The organism is Desulfocicer niacini, assembly GCF_054657595.1.
This window is the reverse complement of record NZ_BAAHYK010000024.1, coordinates 49,685-66,687: the sequence shown is the minus strand read 5'-3', so window position 1 is coordinate 66,687 and position 17,003 is coordinate 49,685. Positions and strand designations below refer to the sequence as shown.

The 17,003-nt window shown below is 50.5% G+C and carries 11 protein-coding genes; 8 read left to right on the top strand and 3 right to left on the bottom strand.

What is annotated here, in order from left to right:
* Positions 1 to 91: 91 nt before the first annotated feature.
* Together ACYQ2M_RS14185 and ACYQ2M_RS14180 are read right to left on the bottom strand one after the other, a co-directional pair.
* Positions 92 to 748: a lysophospholipid acyltransferase family protein gene (locus ACYQ2M_RS14185; protein WP_459917015.1), complete on the bottom strand. Its 657-nt coding sequence runs from the start codon at positions 746 to 748 to the stop codon at positions 92 to 94.
* A gap of 456 nt (positions 749 to 1,204) precedes the next feature.
* The gene (locus ACYQ2M_RS14180; protein WP_459917014.1) at positions 1,205 to 2,641 is read right to left on the bottom strand and encodes an SDR family oxidoreductase; all 1,437 of its coding nucleotides are present in this window, start codon (positions 2,639 to 2,641) and stop codon (positions 1,205 to 1,207) included.
* A 267-nt stretch (positions 2,642 to 2,908) separates the two neighbouring features.
* Here ACYQ2M_RS14180 and ACYQ2M_RS14175 point away from each other — a divergent pair, with 267 nt between their 5' ends.
* From ACYQ2M_RS14175 to ACYQ2M_RS14165, 3 genes are all read left to right on the top strand, one after another.
* Positions 2,909 to 4,405 carry a sensor domain-containing diguanylate cyclase gene (locus tag ACYQ2M_RS14175; protein ID WP_459917013.1) on the top strand — a complete coding sequence of 499 codons (1,497 nt, stop codon included), beginning with the start codon at positions 2,909 to 2,911 and terminating at the stop codon, positions 4,403 to 4,405.
* 111 nt (positions 4,406 to 4,516) lie between these two features.
* Positions 4,517 to 5,494: a hypothetical protein gene (locus ACYQ2M_RS14170; RefSeq protein WP_459917012.1), complete on the top strand. Its 978-nt coding sequence runs from the start codon at positions 4,517 to 4,519 to the stop codon at positions 5,492 to 5,494.
* 310 nt (positions 5,495 to 5,804) lie between these two features.
* On the top strand, positions 5,805 to 7,982 hold the full coding sequence (locus ACYQ2M_RS14165; protein ID WP_459917011.1) for an acetate--CoA ligase family protein: 2,178 nt from the start codon (positions 5,805 to 5,807) through the stop codon (positions 7,980 to 7,982).
* Positions 7,983 to 8,176: 194 nt separating this feature from the next.
* On the opposite strand, the gene ACYQ2M_RS14160 is transcribed toward ACYQ2M_RS14165, so the two are convergent.
* On the bottom strand, positions 8,177 to 9,382 hold the full coding sequence (locus ACYQ2M_RS14160) for a class I SAM-dependent methyltransferase (RefSeq protein ID WP_459917010.1): 1,206 nt from the start codon (positions 9,380 to 9,382) through the stop codon (positions 8,177 to 8,179).
* A 784-nt stretch (positions 9,383 to 10,166) separates the two neighbouring features.
* Between ACYQ2M_RS14160 and panB the strand changes: the two genes are divergently transcribed.
* The 5 genes from panB (at position 10,167) to ACYQ2M_RS14135 (ending at position 16,936) form a co-directional block, all read left to right on the top strand.
* Complete coding sequence (gene panB, locus ACYQ2M_RS14155; protein WP_459917009.1) at positions 10,167 to 11,030, top strand: 3-methyl-2-oxobutanoate hydroxymethyltransferase; 864 nt, start codon at positions 10,167 to 10,169, stop codon at positions 11,028 to 11,030.
* 27 nt (positions 11,031 to 11,057) lie between these two features.
* Positions 11,058 to 12,482, top strand: coding sequence for a trimethylamine methyltransferase family protein (locus tag ACYQ2M_RS14150; RefSeq protein ID WP_459917008.1), 1,425 nt, complete (start codon positions 11,058 to 11,060; stop codon positions 12,480 to 12,482).
* Positions 12,483 to 12,928: 446 nt separating this feature from the next.
* Positions 12,929 to 14,152 carry an NAD/NADP octopine/nopaline dehydrogenase family protein gene (locus tag ACYQ2M_RS14145; protein WP_459917007.1) on the top strand — a complete coding sequence of 408 codons (1,224 nt, stop codon included), beginning with the start codon at positions 12,929 to 12,931 and terminating at the stop codon, positions 14,150 to 14,152.
* Between the two features lie 61 nt (positions 14,153 to 14,213).
* The gene (locus ACYQ2M_RS14140; protein WP_459917006.1) at positions 14,214 to 15,650 is read left to right on the top strand and encodes a trimethylamine methyltransferase family protein; all 1,437 of its coding nucleotides are present in this window, start codon (positions 14,214 to 14,216) and stop codon (positions 15,648 to 15,650) included.
* Between the two features lie 11 nt (positions 15,651 to 15,661).
* Complete coding sequence (locus ACYQ2M_RS14135) at positions 15,662 to 16,936, top strand: trimethylamine methyltransferase family protein (RefSeq protein ID WP_459917005.1); 1,275 nt, start codon at positions 15,662 to 15,664, stop codon at positions 16,934 to 16,936.
* Positions 16,937 to 17,003 lie beyond the last annotated feature (67 nt).

Here is a 17,003-nt window from a genome sequence, read left to right as displayed (position 1 = left end):
GTTGTTGTGGGCAAACCCAGATCACAAAATACCGTCCACCCGTGGCGGCTATGCCCCCCCCCCGCAGCGGATTCCCGGAAACGTGTAACTATTAAACAATCACAAGCCCCGGCAGCATAGTTTTTTCAAGGCTCTGGCGCTGCGATTCAAACGAGTCAGCATCAACAGATTTTGGTAAAAACGTAAGGGGGCTTCCAAAGGTCAGCGTAACCCGTGAAAAGGGCCGGGGAAGCATGAAACGATCCCAGGATTTGAAATACCAGGCGTTATCCCCCTTAATATAGAAGGGCACCAGTTTTACACCTGTGTAATGGGCCATCTTGATAACCCCGGGCTTGACGATTCCCATGGGACCCCGGGGGCCGTCAAGGATATGGGCGCCGAACCCGTGGGTGTTGAGATGATCAATCATGGCATCCATGGCCTGTTTCCCCCCCCGGGAAGATGATCCCCTGGGGGTATGCCAGCCGGTTCGGTTGGCCACTCCAGAAATGAGATCTCCGTCTTTGCTGCGGCTGATCATCAGCCCGGGATTAAATTTTGAATAGGTTTTAAAATAACGAATGGCGGAAAAAAACTGCTGGTGCCATCCACATAAAAGAATGGGGGTTCCCTGGTCCAGGAGCTGCTGCCACTGTTTTTCATTGTCCACATGAAAGCGGAACGTAAAGCTGTATATGCGTATAAAATAATAGACAAAAGCGATGAACGGAGAGGTGTAGATAATCCACTTTAATTTTTTCAGCATATTTTCCTTTTACAGGGCAATCCATTTTTTCTGCAGTAAAGACAGGCGGGTTCAGGCTTATGCCATGGACGTCTCCCCGGGTGTCAGAAATCCTGGAACGCCACAAAGAATTCCCAGAATACAGATCTGAGACCGCCTTCAGTGTGAAAAAACGGAATCAGTTTATAGAAAAATAATATATCCAATACAATATCAGGTATAATTCTATGTTCAAGTGTTTTTATATTGTCATGGGAGGAGCCAAGCTTGCGTTTTGGGCATTATCGGTCAAGTTTCGGGTTCGCCCCGGTTTTGGTCGATAACGCCAATAACACAAGGCTGACACCGTTCTCGCAAAATCGGCACAAAAAACTTGAAGCTCAATTACAATATCAGCTTTTAAAAAGAAGGCAAGCCCTAAAGCAGGCCATGTTGTGAGCAAGCCCGAATCTTGTAATTCAAGAGGGGGCGTTGACGCTAAAAGTCCGCAGCATGCTCCAGGATCTGTTCCCCAAGGGCTTTAAAAATCAACATGTGAAAGGGAAACATGACAAACCAGTAAACCCGCCCCAGAAGCCCCTTGGGGTAAAAATGGGCGGTTTGTACAAGACTGTCGTCCCGGATATCAAATTCCAGCCACGCTTTTCCCGGCACCTTCATCTGGGCAAGCAGCAGCAGACGTTTTCCAGGCTTGATGTCCGCCACCTTCCAGAAATCAACGGCATCCCCCACCCGCAATGAGCCCTTAAGACGTCTGCCCCTGTTCAGCCCGTATCCCCCCATGAGTTTGTCCATGGCTCCCCTTAATTTCCACAATAAATCATAGGCAAACCACCCCTCATCCCCACCCAGGGAACACACCGAGGCAAAAAGCTGAGCCCGGGAGAGATTGCCCGTGGAAAAGGTTCTCCGATCCCACAGGATGGGACCGTGGACAAGATCCTGCCCGTTGAGGTCACACTGGTTGCCACCGCTGCTGTCACACCAGCGGCTGATGATATGATCATGCTCCATCTCGTTTATGGCTCCGGCCACGCATTTTTCAAAGGTCATGGGCACAATATCCGGGAAATATTTTTCTGCATTGCGGTTCAACAAAATGGTTTCCGATTTCAACCCTTCCACCAGGGCTGCTGCCATGGCAAAGGGAATGGGGGTGAAGAAAATAAGCCACCAGGAGGAGAGGGAAGGGGTCAGGACCGGCACCGGAATCAAATGGCGCTTCAAACCCATGACGGCGGCGGCCTGGATCATCATCTCCTTGAAATTCATGGCATCTGTGCCGATATCAACCATAAGGTTACCGGTGTGTTCAAGGTGTACCGCGGCCACCAGGTAGGCAATGACATCATCAATGCCAACGGGCTGGGTCAAGGTGTTGACCCACCGGGGGGTAATCATCACCGGCAGTTTCTGGATAAGGTTACGGATAATTTCAAAGCTGGCACTGCCCGCACCGATGATGATCCCGGCCCGGAACCAGACGGTTTCCACCTGATCTTCCTTTTCACTGAGGATTTTGCCTGTCTCCATGCGGCTTAACAGATGGCGACTGGCCGTGGCTTTTGCCCCGAGCCCTCCAAGATAAATGATACGCCGCACCCCCTGGCGGATACAGGCCTGGCGAAAATTTACCGCACGGGTGCGATCCTGACTTTCAAAATCAGCCCCCTTGCCCATGGAATGGATCAGGTAATAAGCAACCGCAATGCCCTTTAAAGCCGTATCCAGGACTGCCGGGTTAAAGGTGTCTCCCTCTACGATTTCCACCATATCACGCACAGCCGGGGAAATTTTTTTTCTATTGCGCACCAGAAGACGGATATCTCCAGGGTTTTCTTGAATCAGTACGTCCTTTAAACGACGGCCCACATATCCGGTGGCACCGGTTATCAGTATTTTGGGGGTTGGCATGGGAGTATCTCCTGTTATTTTAAAGTTGAACGTATCTATTCAACGTTGAAAAAAATGGGCCGAATTTCATCTTTCAAGAACACACGCCTGACCCCGCCGATCCGCGGCCACGACATTAATTCAATGTTATGATCATGCCCAAACAACATTACCTTTGCGTTTCATCCTTGCGTTTATGGATGATTCAAATACAATGGGCACGGCTCTTCCAGGAAAGAAAATACGCCCCATGGGGGATGTTGGGGCAGGGTCAAGCAAAGGTGGCGGGTGCCCCATACTGTGACCAAGCCAGATGTTTACTACATTGAGTTAAAAGAGGTTTTTGTGAAAAACAGCAAAATACGGTTTGTGGCTATACTGACAGTTCTACTGCTGTCGGGATTTGTGACCACCTGTCTGATCAGTTATTATGTGGCCCATGATTCTCTATCCGAGCAACTTGCCGAGACCACTCTGCCGCTGACCAGCGACAATATCTATTCAGAAATTCAACGGGATCTGCTGCGTCCTGTGTTCATCTCTTCACTCATGGCCCAGGATACTTTTCTGCGGGACTGGACCATGGCCGGAGAAAAGGACGACAGCGCCATCATTCGATATCTGAAAGAAATCCAGCTCCAGTATGGCACAGTCACCTGTTTTTTTGTGTCGGAAAAAACCAGAAAATATTATCACACATCCGGCATCCTGAAAACAGTCAGTGACACCGATCCACAGGATGCCTGGTATTTCCGGGTACAAAAAATGCTGGAGCCCTACGAGGTCAACGTGGACACCGACACCGCCGACAAAAATTCCATGGTGATCTTCATCAACTACCGGGTATTTGATTATGCTGGCCGCTACATCGGTACCACCGGGGTGGGCCTTGCCGTCAATGCCGTGCGAGACTTGATCGACAGCTACCAGATGAGATATGGGCGCACCATCTACTTCATTAACGCGGAAGGCCAGGTATCCCTCCACGGCTTAAGTTACAACGGTCCTAATAATATCCGCAAGATACCGGGGCTGTCAAAACATGCCACCCGGATTCTAACCTCACCCAGCAATTCATTAACCTATACAGAAGGGGGAAAAACCATATATGTGAACAGCCGCCTGGTTCCCCAGTTTGAATGGTATCTCCTGGTGATGCAGAACAATGATCCCGCCGAATCACGCATTTTAAACACCCTTATGATTAATCTTACCGTCAGCCTTGTTGTCACAGCCATTGTTCTGCTGCTGGCCCACCTCACCATCGGAGGGTATCAGCGACGTCTGGAAGAGATGGCAAGCACAGACAAACTCACCGGTGCCACCAATCGCCAGGTATTTGATATGTTGTTTAACCAGGCCGTCAAACAGGCAAAACGCCGGAGCGTAAGCATGTCTGTCATCATGTTTGACATTGATCATTTCAAAGCTGTGAACGACACATATGGCCATACCACCGGTGACCTCATCCTCAAGGCCGTCTCCCGGACGGCAAAACGCCATATCCGGGACTGTGACATTCTCTGTCGGTGGGGAGGTGAGGAATTTTTGATACTGCTTACCGACTGTAATCTTAACCAGGCCTATATTGTGGCGGACAAAATCCGCAAAAACATTGAAATAGACAAAAATGTGATTCACAATGAGCAAAGCATCTGCGTCACCGCCAGTTTCGGGGTTACACAGCTGGGGGAAGACGAAAACTTATCCGATGTCATAGTGCGAGTTGATATGGCATTGTATGCGGCCAAGAACAATGGCCGCAATTGCACTGAACTGACTTAATGAGGTTCAGGCCCATGCCCAACTTAGAGCGTGTGGGTTTGTTTAGCCTGCAATCTGACCCGGTTGAAGGTTTGCATTGACGGGCTCCCCTTTGTCAATTATAACCATTTCATGGACATTCTCATCCTCTCTTTAAATGCCACCGCAGATCTGATTTCCCGCATGGGATCCATCATGTTCATAAGCCTCTTTGGCATCGAACTGTTCATGCAGATGGGGCTGATGACCTACCTTAAACCCATTGGCAAACCTGTTGCCAGGCTTGCCAACCTGCCCTCGGAGAGTGCGGTGAGTTTTCTTTCCGCCATTGGTTCCATGATCGCGGCACATTCCATGGCGGCCCAGTTCCACGCCGATGGAAAACTCACCGACAGGGAGCTTATTCTCACCGGGGTTCTCAATACCGTTCCCTTTCATTTCAAGGAAGTTCTCACCTTTCAGCTGCCCATTATTCTGCCGCTGCTCGGCATGCGGTTGTGTCTCATTTATATTGCCGCCTTTTGGCTCACCGGATTTCTCAAACTCGGGTTTGTTGTACTGGCGGGAAGGTTCACCCTGGCCGGAGAAACCCGCACCGACGATGCCTTTAAATCCATGACCTGTGCCCCCGATGACCCAGACTGTGTTTCCAGAAGGTTGGGACAACTCCTGAAAGACACCTGGAATGCCAGAAAAAAAATGTTCATGCGCATGATTACCCTGCTCGCATCCGTGACCATGATCATTCAAATTCTCATGAACACGGGTATGCTAACGTGGCTTGAAACCCTGATTGTTCCCATGACCTCCCTTTTAAATCTGCCGGCGGCCGTGGTGGGTCCCCTGAGCGCCTATGTGTTCAGTCCCACGGTGGGCATCACCTACATGTCCAATTTGTTGAACCAGCAGGTGGTCACCGATTACCAGGCCATCTTATCGTTGATGGCAGGAAGCCTTTTAATGATTCCCTTTACCCGGGTTCGACGCACCCTTCCCCGGTACACGGCCATCTTCGGACTTAAGAACGGCACAGTCATCTGCGCCCTGACAACTTTGTTCAGCATGTCGGCAAGGGTAATAACAGTTGTCTGGGTTATTCTTTTTTTTTAAAAATTGCCACGGGGCTTCTGTGTTCCGTGTCTCCGGTTCGCCCACAAGAAAGGTTGAAAAACGGTGAGATTTGCGAGATTTTCATATAACCCACATGTCCTGTCGGACACAACGAAACATGAAAATGGCATGATGCCGCCCCCAACGGTACCCAATCCGGACCGGGTGATCGTTGGGGGCTCTGATATCGCATTTTCAGATAAAAACACAGATATAACACTAAGTACAGCCACAAGCTAAAGCAAATCCCATGATTGCAGAAGATAGAACCTTATTTCACATAAAACCCTTCAATTCAGGAAGCGCACCCATGAAAAACGACAGCAGCACCATAAAGACCATACGACAGATGTTTGAAGCCCGATCCATTGCCGTGGTGGGGGCCTCTGCCGACCCTTCAAAATATGGGTTCATGACTTTGGACTGTATCATAAAAGGCGGGTTTGAGGGCAATATCTACCCCATTAATCCCAAAGGCGGCAAGATTCTTGGACTTAACGCCTACCCTTCCCTTCTGGAGCTTCCTGAAGTGCCCGACGTGGCAGTGATTCTGGTGCCGGTAAAGATCGTGCCCGGTGTCATCCGAGAAGCCGGCCAAAAGGGTGTCCCCGGGGTGGTACTGACCACGGCCGGGTACAGGGAGGTGGGCCGGGACGACCTGCAGCAGGACCTCATGGCAGTTGCAAAGGAAAACAACGTGCGTATCATCGGTCCCAACATCGAGGGGTTTATCTACATGCCCAACCGTCTCAATGCACAGTTTTTCCCGGTGGTAAAACATAAAGGCCCCTTTGCCACCATCTCCCAGAGCGGCTCTCTGACCAACGGCCTTGCCGAGTGGGCGGACCGGGAACAACTTGGCATCAGCGCCGCCATCAATCTGGGCAACCAAGTGGATATCTGCGAAGCCGATTTCATGGAGTTCCTGGCCACCGATGATAACGTCAAAGCCATGGGCCTCTACCTTGAAGGCGTCAAAAACGGCCGAGTTTTTTTAAAGGCCCTGGAGCGGGTGGTCCCCAGAAAACCTGTTATCATCTTGAAATCAGGCAGATCCAGTGCCGGCGAAAAATCTGTGGCCTCCCACACCGCCTCCCTTGCCGGAGCCCACAAGGTATTCCAGGCAGCCTGCCGTCAGTATGGTGCCATCCCCGTTGACACTCTCCAGGATCTTTATGATTATGGCAAACTGCTGTCCACCATGAAGATCCCCCAGGGCAACCGCCTGCTGATTCTGTCCTCCTCCGGTGGCATCGGGGTGATTGCCGTGGATGAAGCAGAAACCCTGGGAATTGAGGTGCCCCCCCTTCCCCAGGCCTTTGTGGATGAGGTGAAGGCATTGAATCTGTCGCCCCTTGGTTCCTACACCAACCCCATTGATCTTGCCGCCATCTGGGCCCATGAATTCCGAGAAGTGGCCCTTGTGGCAGACAGGCATGATGTGGCCGACGTGTTTCTCATCAATTTCGGCGATCCCATTGAAGGGGGCGGGGATATGATCATTGAACTCAAAAAACAGATCAAGGCCAGCATTGCCGTCTCTTACATGGGCGGTGCCCAAGATGAAGCCATGGATCGACCCCGCATGAACCGGGCCGGGGTACCGGTTTTCTCAACGCCGGAACGAGCCGTGAAAGCCATTTCTGCGGCCATGGTATATGGTAGGTTCCAAAGAAAAGCAGCTGATAAACAGATCTGCCAATCCGCTGCAGCGATATCTCCTGGTGATCATGCAACATGCGATGATGATCTCCAATCCGCCGGTAAATCATTTCCGGATGCACAAATGGATGCTCTCTCTGGTATCCCAGGCACCCCTCCCAAGCCCCATAGCACAAGCAGTGATTTTCTCCTGGAACCCCAGGCTGTGGAGCTCATTGAAAAATACCAGATCCCCTACCCTGTCCACCATTTCAGCAACGACGTGGACGCGCTGATAGCGGCTGCTGATGCCATGGGATATCCCGTGGTTCTTAAAGTCGTTTCAAAAGATGTCATCCACAAAAGTGACAGCGGTGGTGTCAGTGTCAACATTAAAAATGCCCCGTCGTTAAAAACAGAATATGAGACCATGAAATCCCGGATCAAAGCCGCCCATCCCCATGCCGTCATTGAAGGCATGCTGGTCTGTCACCAGGCAAAAGAGGGGGTGGAGCTCATTGTGGGAGCCATGGATGATCCGGTGTTCGGTCCCACCCTCATGGTGGGTATGGGGGGGATTTTTGCAGAAATCATGAAGGACACGGCCTTCCGGGTGGCCCCCCTTACCCCGATCCATGCCCGGGAGATGCTCATGGAACTGAAGGGTTATCCCCTGCTGACAGGCGCCCGGGGAATGGCCCCCTGTGATGTGGATGCCGTGGTGGATCTCATCATGAACCTGTCTTGTCTTGTCATGGAAAATCCGGACATCAAGGAACTGGACCTCAATCCGGTACGGGTCTATCAAAAAGGACTCTTAGCCCTGGATGCGCGGATCATGAAATAAGTGAGCACAGATCCTGGTTGAGGGAAAGAATCAACAGCTCGTTCCGGGTATGAAAAGCCATGGGGTGCTGCCAGCCCGGGCCCCCCCATTGCCGGTACAAGCGCTCAGCCCATGGTGCTGAGCACGGAACTTTTGACCAATGGCCGCCGGGTTAACGCCCGACGGCATCAAAGAGAGATAAACGCCCACCAACATTATTTCACAATTTTCCCCGTGACGACATATATGGGGTCTGACAGACGCAGTTGAGGGAAATATTTATCGCCAAATGGCCTTGGATAGCCCCGCATGGAAAAGGTTGAAAGGGATTTAAAGCCATTGGTTTTCTGAAAATATTCGGTGACCAGGCCCATACGTTCAAAATCATGAAGATATTCCCAGACATGAATGGCCTTTTCCGGAAACCAGCGGTTGGAAAAGGTCACCACAAATTTTCCCCCCGGTTTCAAAACCCGCCCGACCTCTTGAAACACGGCAAGGGGATCTGTAAGATATTCCACGGACAAAGAGCAGACCACAACATCAAAGGAACTGTCTTGGAACTTCAGAGACGGATCTAGGTTCAAATCCTGAACCCCGTAATCGGACAGTAGTGGATTTTCTTTCAGCTCATTTTCGTTGAGTCCAAGGCCGTAAAGAGCTGACAATTCAAGGCCCGGGGGAAAATGGGAGGTCCACCCGGCCATGAGATCCAGCACCGCATCCCCCGGTTTCACAACGCTACCATAAAACCGAGACAGGTTTTCCCGGGCCTTACTGTCAATGTGATGCACAAACCGATCCATGGCATAAAACTGCCCATCGGGATGCTCGTTACGACGTCCAAAGGCATTGCCAGAAAAGAAATCGGTGGCAATGCCATTTTGCCGGGCCTGCATGCCCGGCCCTGTCAGTGCAAGCTCCAGCCAATCCGTGCAGGCCCCCCCCCTTTCGTCGGATTTCAGAGACTTCCCCTGCACGGTCATGGACAGAGTCATGGGGATACCAGCCATGGGGTGGTTCAAATCTGCGGTGATGTGATGATCTGTTATGTCAATACAGCGAAACGGGGTTTTATTTTCTTTAAAGATACCCGGCAAACCGGAAATAATCCCCTTGGGATAATATCGCCCCCGCTGAAATCCGTAGTACGTGAGACCCTGGCCCTTGACATTTCGCAGGGGCAGCACATGCACGTCTTGGGCACAATGATCCGAAATGAGTTCTCCGGCATGAATGGGTACCGTAATGGGATCTCCTGAGAGGGTATTAAAAAGTTTTTCCAGGGTACTGCCCGGAAAAATATCCCGCCAACAATTGAGATTATTTGCGAAATAATGCTCCTTGTGGCGGATATCTTCTTTCTGCCAGGCGATGTCAATGGAAAGATCAATCCGTGAATTACGAAATACGCTTGTCATCAGAAACTCCTACCGGTCCAGGATATTTGAGGTTTCTGTATAATGTCATCTGTCTTTTCATCAACAGATCATGGGGAATGCTGATGAGAAAAATAGTACGGATAAATATTTTTTCAAGACTTTATCTTCCCCTGAAGCCTGCTTATGTTTCATGCAAAACACGATAATACGTTTATTGTTGTACTTGATCGAAATATCTCCCATCCCTGATGGATGTGGCAATAAGGTCAGCAGTCCCCCCGCCCAGTGGTGCCATTGACCTGAAACAGGAGGTGGACAAACAGGGGATGGCTTACAGCAGAAAAAGATTGTATCATCGACGCAATAAGGATTCCATGGATACCCTCGTTCTCTCTTCAAATGACACAACGAATAATGGGTCGTAGACGCGAAGCCAAATGGCATTATGCCGCCCCTCCCGACGGGCAATGGGCCCGGCCCGGAACCGTAGACGGCCCAATTGGCCGGTTCCTATTGCTCATCGGGGGGGGGGCTCTGCTGAGGTAAACCTGAAGGGCTTACACCGCGCTGTAGTAGGTTCTGCCAATTTCAATTTTCTCCATACCTTGGGTATTATTCACCATAGCCGACCTGGCCATTCGACGTCAAAACATTTCCCTTATCTACAAACAAAGATCACCTGAAGCAGGTCGCTTTCATTCCAAAACCTGTCATTTACATTCTATTCTTCTTCCAGGCCCACTGGTAATGTAACGTCCATAAAAAAAGACTTTCATAACCGCCTATCAGGCGTGTTAACCCTACCCAATCAAAGGAGAAATCGATGACAGATACAAATACAAAAAGAAAAAAAACACGATTTGATTTTCATAAGATGAAACAGTCTGGCGAAAAAGCCGTATGGATTACCGCCTATGATTATCCAACGGCCCAGTTTGCAGAACAGGCCGGTATGGACATGCTGCTGGTGGGAGATTCCCTTGGCATGTGCGTTTACGGTTATGAGGGCACCGTTCCTGTTACAATGGACCAATGCATTGTCCATTGCGAGGCCGTTCGCAGGGGAGCACCCAACACCTTTATAATTGGTGACATGCCCTTTTTATCCTATCAGGTGAGTCGTGAGGCCGCCGTTCTCAATGCGGGCAGATTCCATAAGGAGGCCGGGGTTGATGCCATCAAACTTGAAGGGGGTATCCGGGTTTGCGAACAGATCAAGGCCATCACCGATGGCGGCATGCTGGTCATGGGCCACATCGGTCTGACCCCCCAGAGTTCAGGACAGCTGGGCGGATTCAAGGCCCAGGGACGAACGGCGGAAACAGCCATGGAGCTGATCAAGGACGCCCGGGCCATTGAAAAGGCAGGTGCCTTTGCCCTGCTGGTGGAGGCGGTGCCCCCGGAGGTGTGCAAGATTATCCGGGATGAATTGACCATCCCTGTCTACAGCATCGGAGCCGGGGTTGATGCCGATGGGCAACTGATGATTTCAAGTGATGTTCTGGGTGTTTTCCAGGCCTTTACTCCCAAATTCGTCAAACGTTATGCAGAGCTTGGCACCGAAATCAGACGGGTATTTGAACTGTACGCAGACGAAGTCAAACAGGCAAAATTCCCGGCAAAAGAACATACCTATGCCATGGTAGATGGACAGCTTGATATGCTGAAGGAGCTGTTGAAAAGCTAATCATTCATCCCGTACAGGAGAGCTGTTTTGGAAAAAACCATTGAACGAATACACGACACCGCCCTTCGTATTCTCCAGGAAATCGGGGTAAGGTTCATCCATCCAGAGGCATTGGCTATCCTCAGTGAAAACGGAATTCGTCTCGACGGAGACAAAGCTTTTTTCACCCCGGAACAGATCATGAATGCCCTTTCCACGGCACCGGCTCAGTTCACACTCAGTGCCCGGAATAAAACCCATGACATGGAAATCGGTGCTCCGGAAACCTTTTGCGCACCGGGATACGGCTGTGCCTCCATCATCAACAGAAACGGTTGTGTAAGAAACGCCCTGCTGAATGATTATGTCACCCTTGCAAAACTTGTCCACCAGAGCGACCATTTTAAAATCAATGGTGGTATTCTGGCCCAGCCCTGTGATGTGAATGCAAAAACCAGTCATCTTGTGATGCTCTATGCCGCCATCCTTTCTTCGGACAAATGCCTTATGGGTATACCAGGCAACCAGCAGCACATAAAATCCATCATGTCCATGATGGAAATACTGTTCGGCAGGGAAGATCTCCTGAAACATCACAGGATACTGACAATGATCTCCACCATAAGCCCCCTTTCCATTGACAGCATGGGGCTTGAATCCATGATGGTGGCCGCCGGTATGAATCAACCCATGATCATTTCACCAGCACCGGCTGCAGGCACCACCGGCCCCATCGGTCTGGGAGGCAATCTGGCCCTTGCCACGGCCGAGGCCCTTGCCGCCATCACCTTTACCCAGATGATACGCCCCGGTGTTCCGGTTATCTTCGGGCTCCAGTGCTATGGTGCAGATTTAAGAACCGGCAACATCTCCATCGGATCTCCGGCATATGCCACTCAGGCGGGATATTGTGCTCTGCTTGCAAAAAAATATGGCCTTCCCAGCCGGGGAGGGGGATCGGTGAACGATGCCGCCGCCGTCACTGTGCAGGCCGGATATGAGAGCATGATGTCCATGCTCACTGCTGTTCAGAACGGGATCAGCCTGGCGGTCCACAGTAGCGGAATTTTAAATAATTTCTCTGCCATTTCCTACGAAAAATTCATGGTGGATCTTGAAATTCTGGACCGCGTCCGCCTCTACATGGACAAAATCAGCCTTAAAGACGATGAAGATCTCTCGTTTGAGGTGATCAAATCCGTGGGAGCAGGGGGTGAATTTTTAACGGCCCCGGACACATTGAAAAAATGCCGCTCCCATTCGTATATGCCCCGAATCGGTCTTCGTGGAAACAGAAACGGGCAACACGAAACATCCCTTTTGTTTGATTCTATGGACAAGGCCTTGAAGGGCCTTCTCAATACCTATGAGCAGCCTGCCCTTGACCCTGCCATTGCCAAAGCGCTTTTTTCCTACCTGACAGGTCCGGGAGAGGTTGACCCCAAAATACTTGAGCCATTGAGTAGATATTAACTCAACTTTCGGTGTTCGCCTTTCGTGGTGAGGTCAGGCTTGCGTTATTGACATTATCGAGGCGTTTTTCGTTTGCAAAGGCCTTGGTCGATAACATCAATAACACAAGCCTGACCCCGTCGGTACATGAATTGTATAAAAACGCCGGCTTTGAAATGAAGTCCGAAAATTGAAATATTAACATGAAGGTCGTTTTTATACCGATACATGGCAAATCCATTCTATCGGTATGCGCCTGGTTTCGATAAAAGGAATCATGGAATGAAAAACAGTTCAATGAACGGCACTCTTTATATCGTCTCAAGGGCCGTTCAGTGGTTTTTAAAGAGAGATTGATCATAACGTCGCTTTCTGTCTGGGGGGAGGGCAGACTTGCGTTGAAGCATGCCCCAATCAGCAATAAATGAATAAAACAATCATAAAATATCACAATGGAGAAACCTACGATGAGTAAAATGGACTATCTCAAAGACAAACCCATTGCAGTTCTGGGAGCCGGGGCTGTTGGTAAGGCCTGTGCCTCAGATTGTGCACTTTCCGGTAATACTGTAAGACTTTGGGATTCCCCGGGATTTGCTGAAAAAACGCTTTTCGGCATCGAAAAGCAGGGATTGACACTCTATGGGGAACAGCTCAATCTATATGGTTTTGAGCGTTCCGGTGTTGCCCGATTCGACAAGGTTACCACAGATATGGCAGCCGCTGTGAAAGATGCAGGAATTATCATCATTCCCACCCCATCCATTGCCCACAAGATGATCTTTGAACAGCTGATCCCCCTTCTGGAAGACGGTATGGTCATCCACATCATTCCCGACAACTACGGATCACTCCTGTTGAGAAAAATGATGCGGGAAGCCGGATGCGATAAGAAAGTCATCATCGGCGGATGGTCCAGCGCCCCATATGGCTGCAGGGTCATGATCAAGGGCGGAGTCATTCTTCCCAAGATCCGCGCTTACTACCGGGCCATCACCCTCAGGGGTGCTGCCCTTCCCTCCACGGACCTGGATGATTTCCTTAAAAGTGCCAATTACATGGGTACCATGGATGCCATCACCACCGGCGACGGTGCCGTGGGTGGCAATACCGTCATGGATACGGGCTTTTCCAATGTGAATCCCGTATTGCACTGCCCGGGTACCATCCTGGGTGTGGGTGTCATGGAAAACTGGGGCGTTATCTTTGGAGAAGAGAAAAACGATTTCTCCATCTATTCCCACGCCTACTGCCCCTCCATATCAAAGGTTCAGTATGCCCTTTATCAGGAGCAGTGTGCCATTGCAGAGGCCATGGGCGTAGGCATCCAGGATTTTAAAAAGAAACAGTTCTTCTCACGGGAAAATATCCTCGGCTGTGAGTACATGGGCGACGACTATGAGATTCCCTTTGAAGAACATGACTATATCCAGTACGGAACAGGTCCTTTCACCGTTCATAACCGCTACATCACCGAGGACATTCCAGTGGGCTGCCACATGTACCACGAACTGGGGAAAAAGTTCAACGTCAAGACCCCGGTGGTGGATTCATTGATCAATCTGGCCAATGTCATGATCGAGACCGATTACTACCAATCAGGGTATACCCTTGATTACCTGGGCATCGGACATATGACCAAGGAAGAGATGCTGGCCTATCTCAACGAAGGCGTTTACACGGAAAAATAGCAGACCAACATACGGCCGGCAGGTTCTGCCACCAGTGCAGACCTGCCGCGTGGAGGAAGATATGGGAATTTCAACAAAACGGAATATCAATTTCAACATTCTCACCCCTGAGAAAATTGAAAAAATCCATGAGGCAAGCCTTTCTCTCATGGAACGTGTTGGCATGAAAGTCGGCGGGAAAAGGGGGCTTGAAGCCTTTACAAAAGCCGGATGTGAGGTAAGTCCGGACGGCCTTGTCAAGATTCCTCGCGCCCTTGTGGTCAAGGCCCTTGAAACGGCACCAAAGGAGCTGGTGCTCTACAACCGGGTTGGCGAAGCCACTATGACCATCAACCACGAGAACCAGGTTTATTTCGGAACCCACTCGGACCAGTTGGAATACGTGGATCCGGAAACAGGGAAGGTCCGAGATTTTTTAAAAAAAGATACAAAAAACATGTGCACCCTGGCCGATGCCTTGGACAATATTCATTTTGTCTTGAGTGTGGGCATGTCCAGGGACGTAAGACCCGATATCCAGACCCAGATCTCCTTCATTGAAACGGTGAAGCACTTCAGCAAAACCATCAACTTTTCAACAAATGACATTGATTCACTCCAGGAAGTGATCGATATTGCCGCCATTGTGGCCGGCGGCCTTGAAAAACTCCAGGAAAAACCCTTTATCTTCAACTACTGCGAACCCATACCGCCGTTGACACATCCCGAGGAGAGTACCGAAAAGCTTATCATCAGTGCCCAAAACCGGATTCCCGTGGTGTACATGCCCTATTGCATGATGGGGGGCACCTCCCCCATGAGCTTTGCCGCAACCCTTGCCCAGTGTAATGCCGAAGCGCTTTCCGGGCTTGTTCTGCACCAGTTGATATCTCCCGGTGCGCCATTTATCTATGGCGCCATGCCCTCGATCATGGACATGAAAACCACCATCGGCAGCTATGGTGCCGTTGAATTTCATCTTCTGGTTGCGGCGGCATCTGAAATTGTCAACTCCTACGGACTTCCATTTTTTGGTACAGCCGGATGCACCGATGCGAAATTTCTGGATGAGCAGGCCGTTTCCGAGGCAACCATGGAGATCTTTTCCACCCTCCTTTCCCGGGCCAATATCATCCACGATATCGGGGTTTCTGATCATTGCAACAGCGTCAATCCCGAGCTGGTTGTACTGTGTAACGAAATCATCGAAAACCTCAAGCACTACATCCAGGGGGTTGAGGTTGATGACAAGGAACTGGCCCTTGAGGTCATAGAAAAGATCGCCCCGGCCGGTGCCTACCTCAATGAGGTACACACCATTCAGAACTTCAGAAAAATTTTCTACCCCACTCTGTTCGGCAGAAAAATGAAAAATCCGGACGACTCTGAAGTCAAAAACAAAATCCAGGCAAAAATAAAAGATATCATGGCCAATCATAAGGTACCAGCGCTTGACGCTGAAATCCTTGCACAGCTGGACCAAAAAGCAGCAGAGCTGGAAGCCCGTAAACCTTTATAGGGAGTTCCTTTGTGAAAGAAAACCTTGACAAGATTCACCAGACCTCCATGGAGATTCTCAACAGGGTGGGGATCCGATTCCTGGATCCCCAGGCCCTTGATCTTCTGAAAAAAAACGGTGTTAAAGTCTCCGGCAGCACGGCGTTTTTCACCGAGGAACAGGTGATGACTTCCATTGCAAAAGCACCCGGGTGTTTTACCCTGTCTGCCAGAAATCCCGCCCATGACATGGTGCTTGGAAAGGGGGAAACCCATTATGCGGCCGGCTATGGGTGCCCATCAATCATAACTGCCAATGGAACAAAACGAAGCGCAACATTCAACGATTACCTTACCTTCCTCAAACTGGTGCACCAGAGCCATCGTTTCAAGATCAACGGTGGCATTATTGTCCAGCCCGGGGATATTCCGTCAGCCTTTGCCACCCCTTTGATGATCTGGGCCACGGCAAATCTTTCGGACAAGGTGATTCTGGGGATACCCGGCACAGCTGCGGAGATTGAAAAGGTCATGGCAATGGGCACCATTATGTTCCATGGCCGGGAATCTTTTGGTGAAAAACCCAGGATACTCACCCTGGTCAACACCCTGAGCCCCCTTCAGATTGATGCCAATGCCATTCATACCATAAAAGTCGTTGCCGATTACGGCCAGGCCCTGATTATTTCTCCCGGTCCCATGGCAGGGGCAACAGGCCCTGTGACCCTTGCCGGTAACATCGCCCAGGGCAATGCCGAAGCCCTGGCCGCCATCACCTTTGCACAGATGGTCAAACCAGGAACCCCCGTGATTTACGGTCTTCAGGCAACAACGGCCGATCTTCGTACCGGAGGCGTTTCCATAGGATCACCCGGGTTTGCCATCCAGTCACGCTACTGCTCTGCCCTGGCCCGGCGATACGGGTTGCCTTCACGAAACGGAGGCACCAGCACCGACGCAAAATGCGTTTCGATCCAGAGCGGGTACGAAAGCATGCTGTCCATGTTGTCCGCCCGCCGCTCCCGGACGGATTTTATTCTTCACTCTGCAGGCATCCTTGAGAGCTATGGGGCCATGTCCTATGAACAGTTTATCGTTGATCTTGAGATCATGGACATAATCGATTATTTGATGGCGGAGCCATCCATGGATGCAGATGCCCTTGGATTGGAAGCCATAAGCCAGGTGGGTCCCGGGGGCCAGTTTCTCACCAGCCCCCACACCATGAAGCACTGCAGAAACGTGCCTTTTATCTCCCAATTAAGCCACAACCGCCCCGGAAAAGACACAGGAAAAGATCCCCCATAATCTGTTGGCTGTTAATTCTATTTATACAACCATGCGGGGAAACTACAAACGCCCCCACATGGACAGG

Excerpts from the sequence above, each read along its gene's own strand:
- ACYQ2M_RS14185 (WP_459917015.1), bottom strand. The coding sequence starts at position 748 with ATGCTGAAAAAATTAAAGTGGATTATCTACACCTCTCCGTTCATCGCT.
- ACYQ2M_RS14180 (WP_459917014.1), bottom strand. The coding sequence starts at position 2,641 with ATGCCAACCCCCAAAATACTGATAACCGGTGCCACCGGATATGTGGGC.
- ACYQ2M_RS14170 (WP_459917012.1), top strand. The coding sequence starts at position 4,517 with ATGGACATTCTCATCCTCTCTTTAAATGCCACCGCAGATCTGATTTCC.
- ACYQ2M_RS14165 (WP_459917011.1), top strand. The coding sequence starts at position 5,805 with ATGAAAAACGACAGCAGCACCATAAAGACCATACGACAGATGTTTGAA.
- ACYQ2M_RS14160 (WP_459917010.1), bottom strand. The coding sequence starts at position 9,382 with ATGACAAGCGTATTTCGTAATTCACGGATTGATCTTTCCATTGACATC.
- panB (WP_459917009.1), top strand. The coding sequence starts at position 10,167 with ATGACAGATACAAATACAAAAAGAAAAAAAACACGATTTGATTTTCAT.
- ACYQ2M_RS14145 (WP_459917007.1), top strand. The coding sequence starts at position 12,929 with ATGAGTAAAATGGACTATCTCAAAGACAAACCCATTGCAGTTCTGGGA.
- ACYQ2M_RS14140 (WP_459917006.1), top strand. The coding sequence starts at position 14,214 with ATGGGAATTTCAACAAAACGGAATATCAATTTCAACATTCTCACCCCT.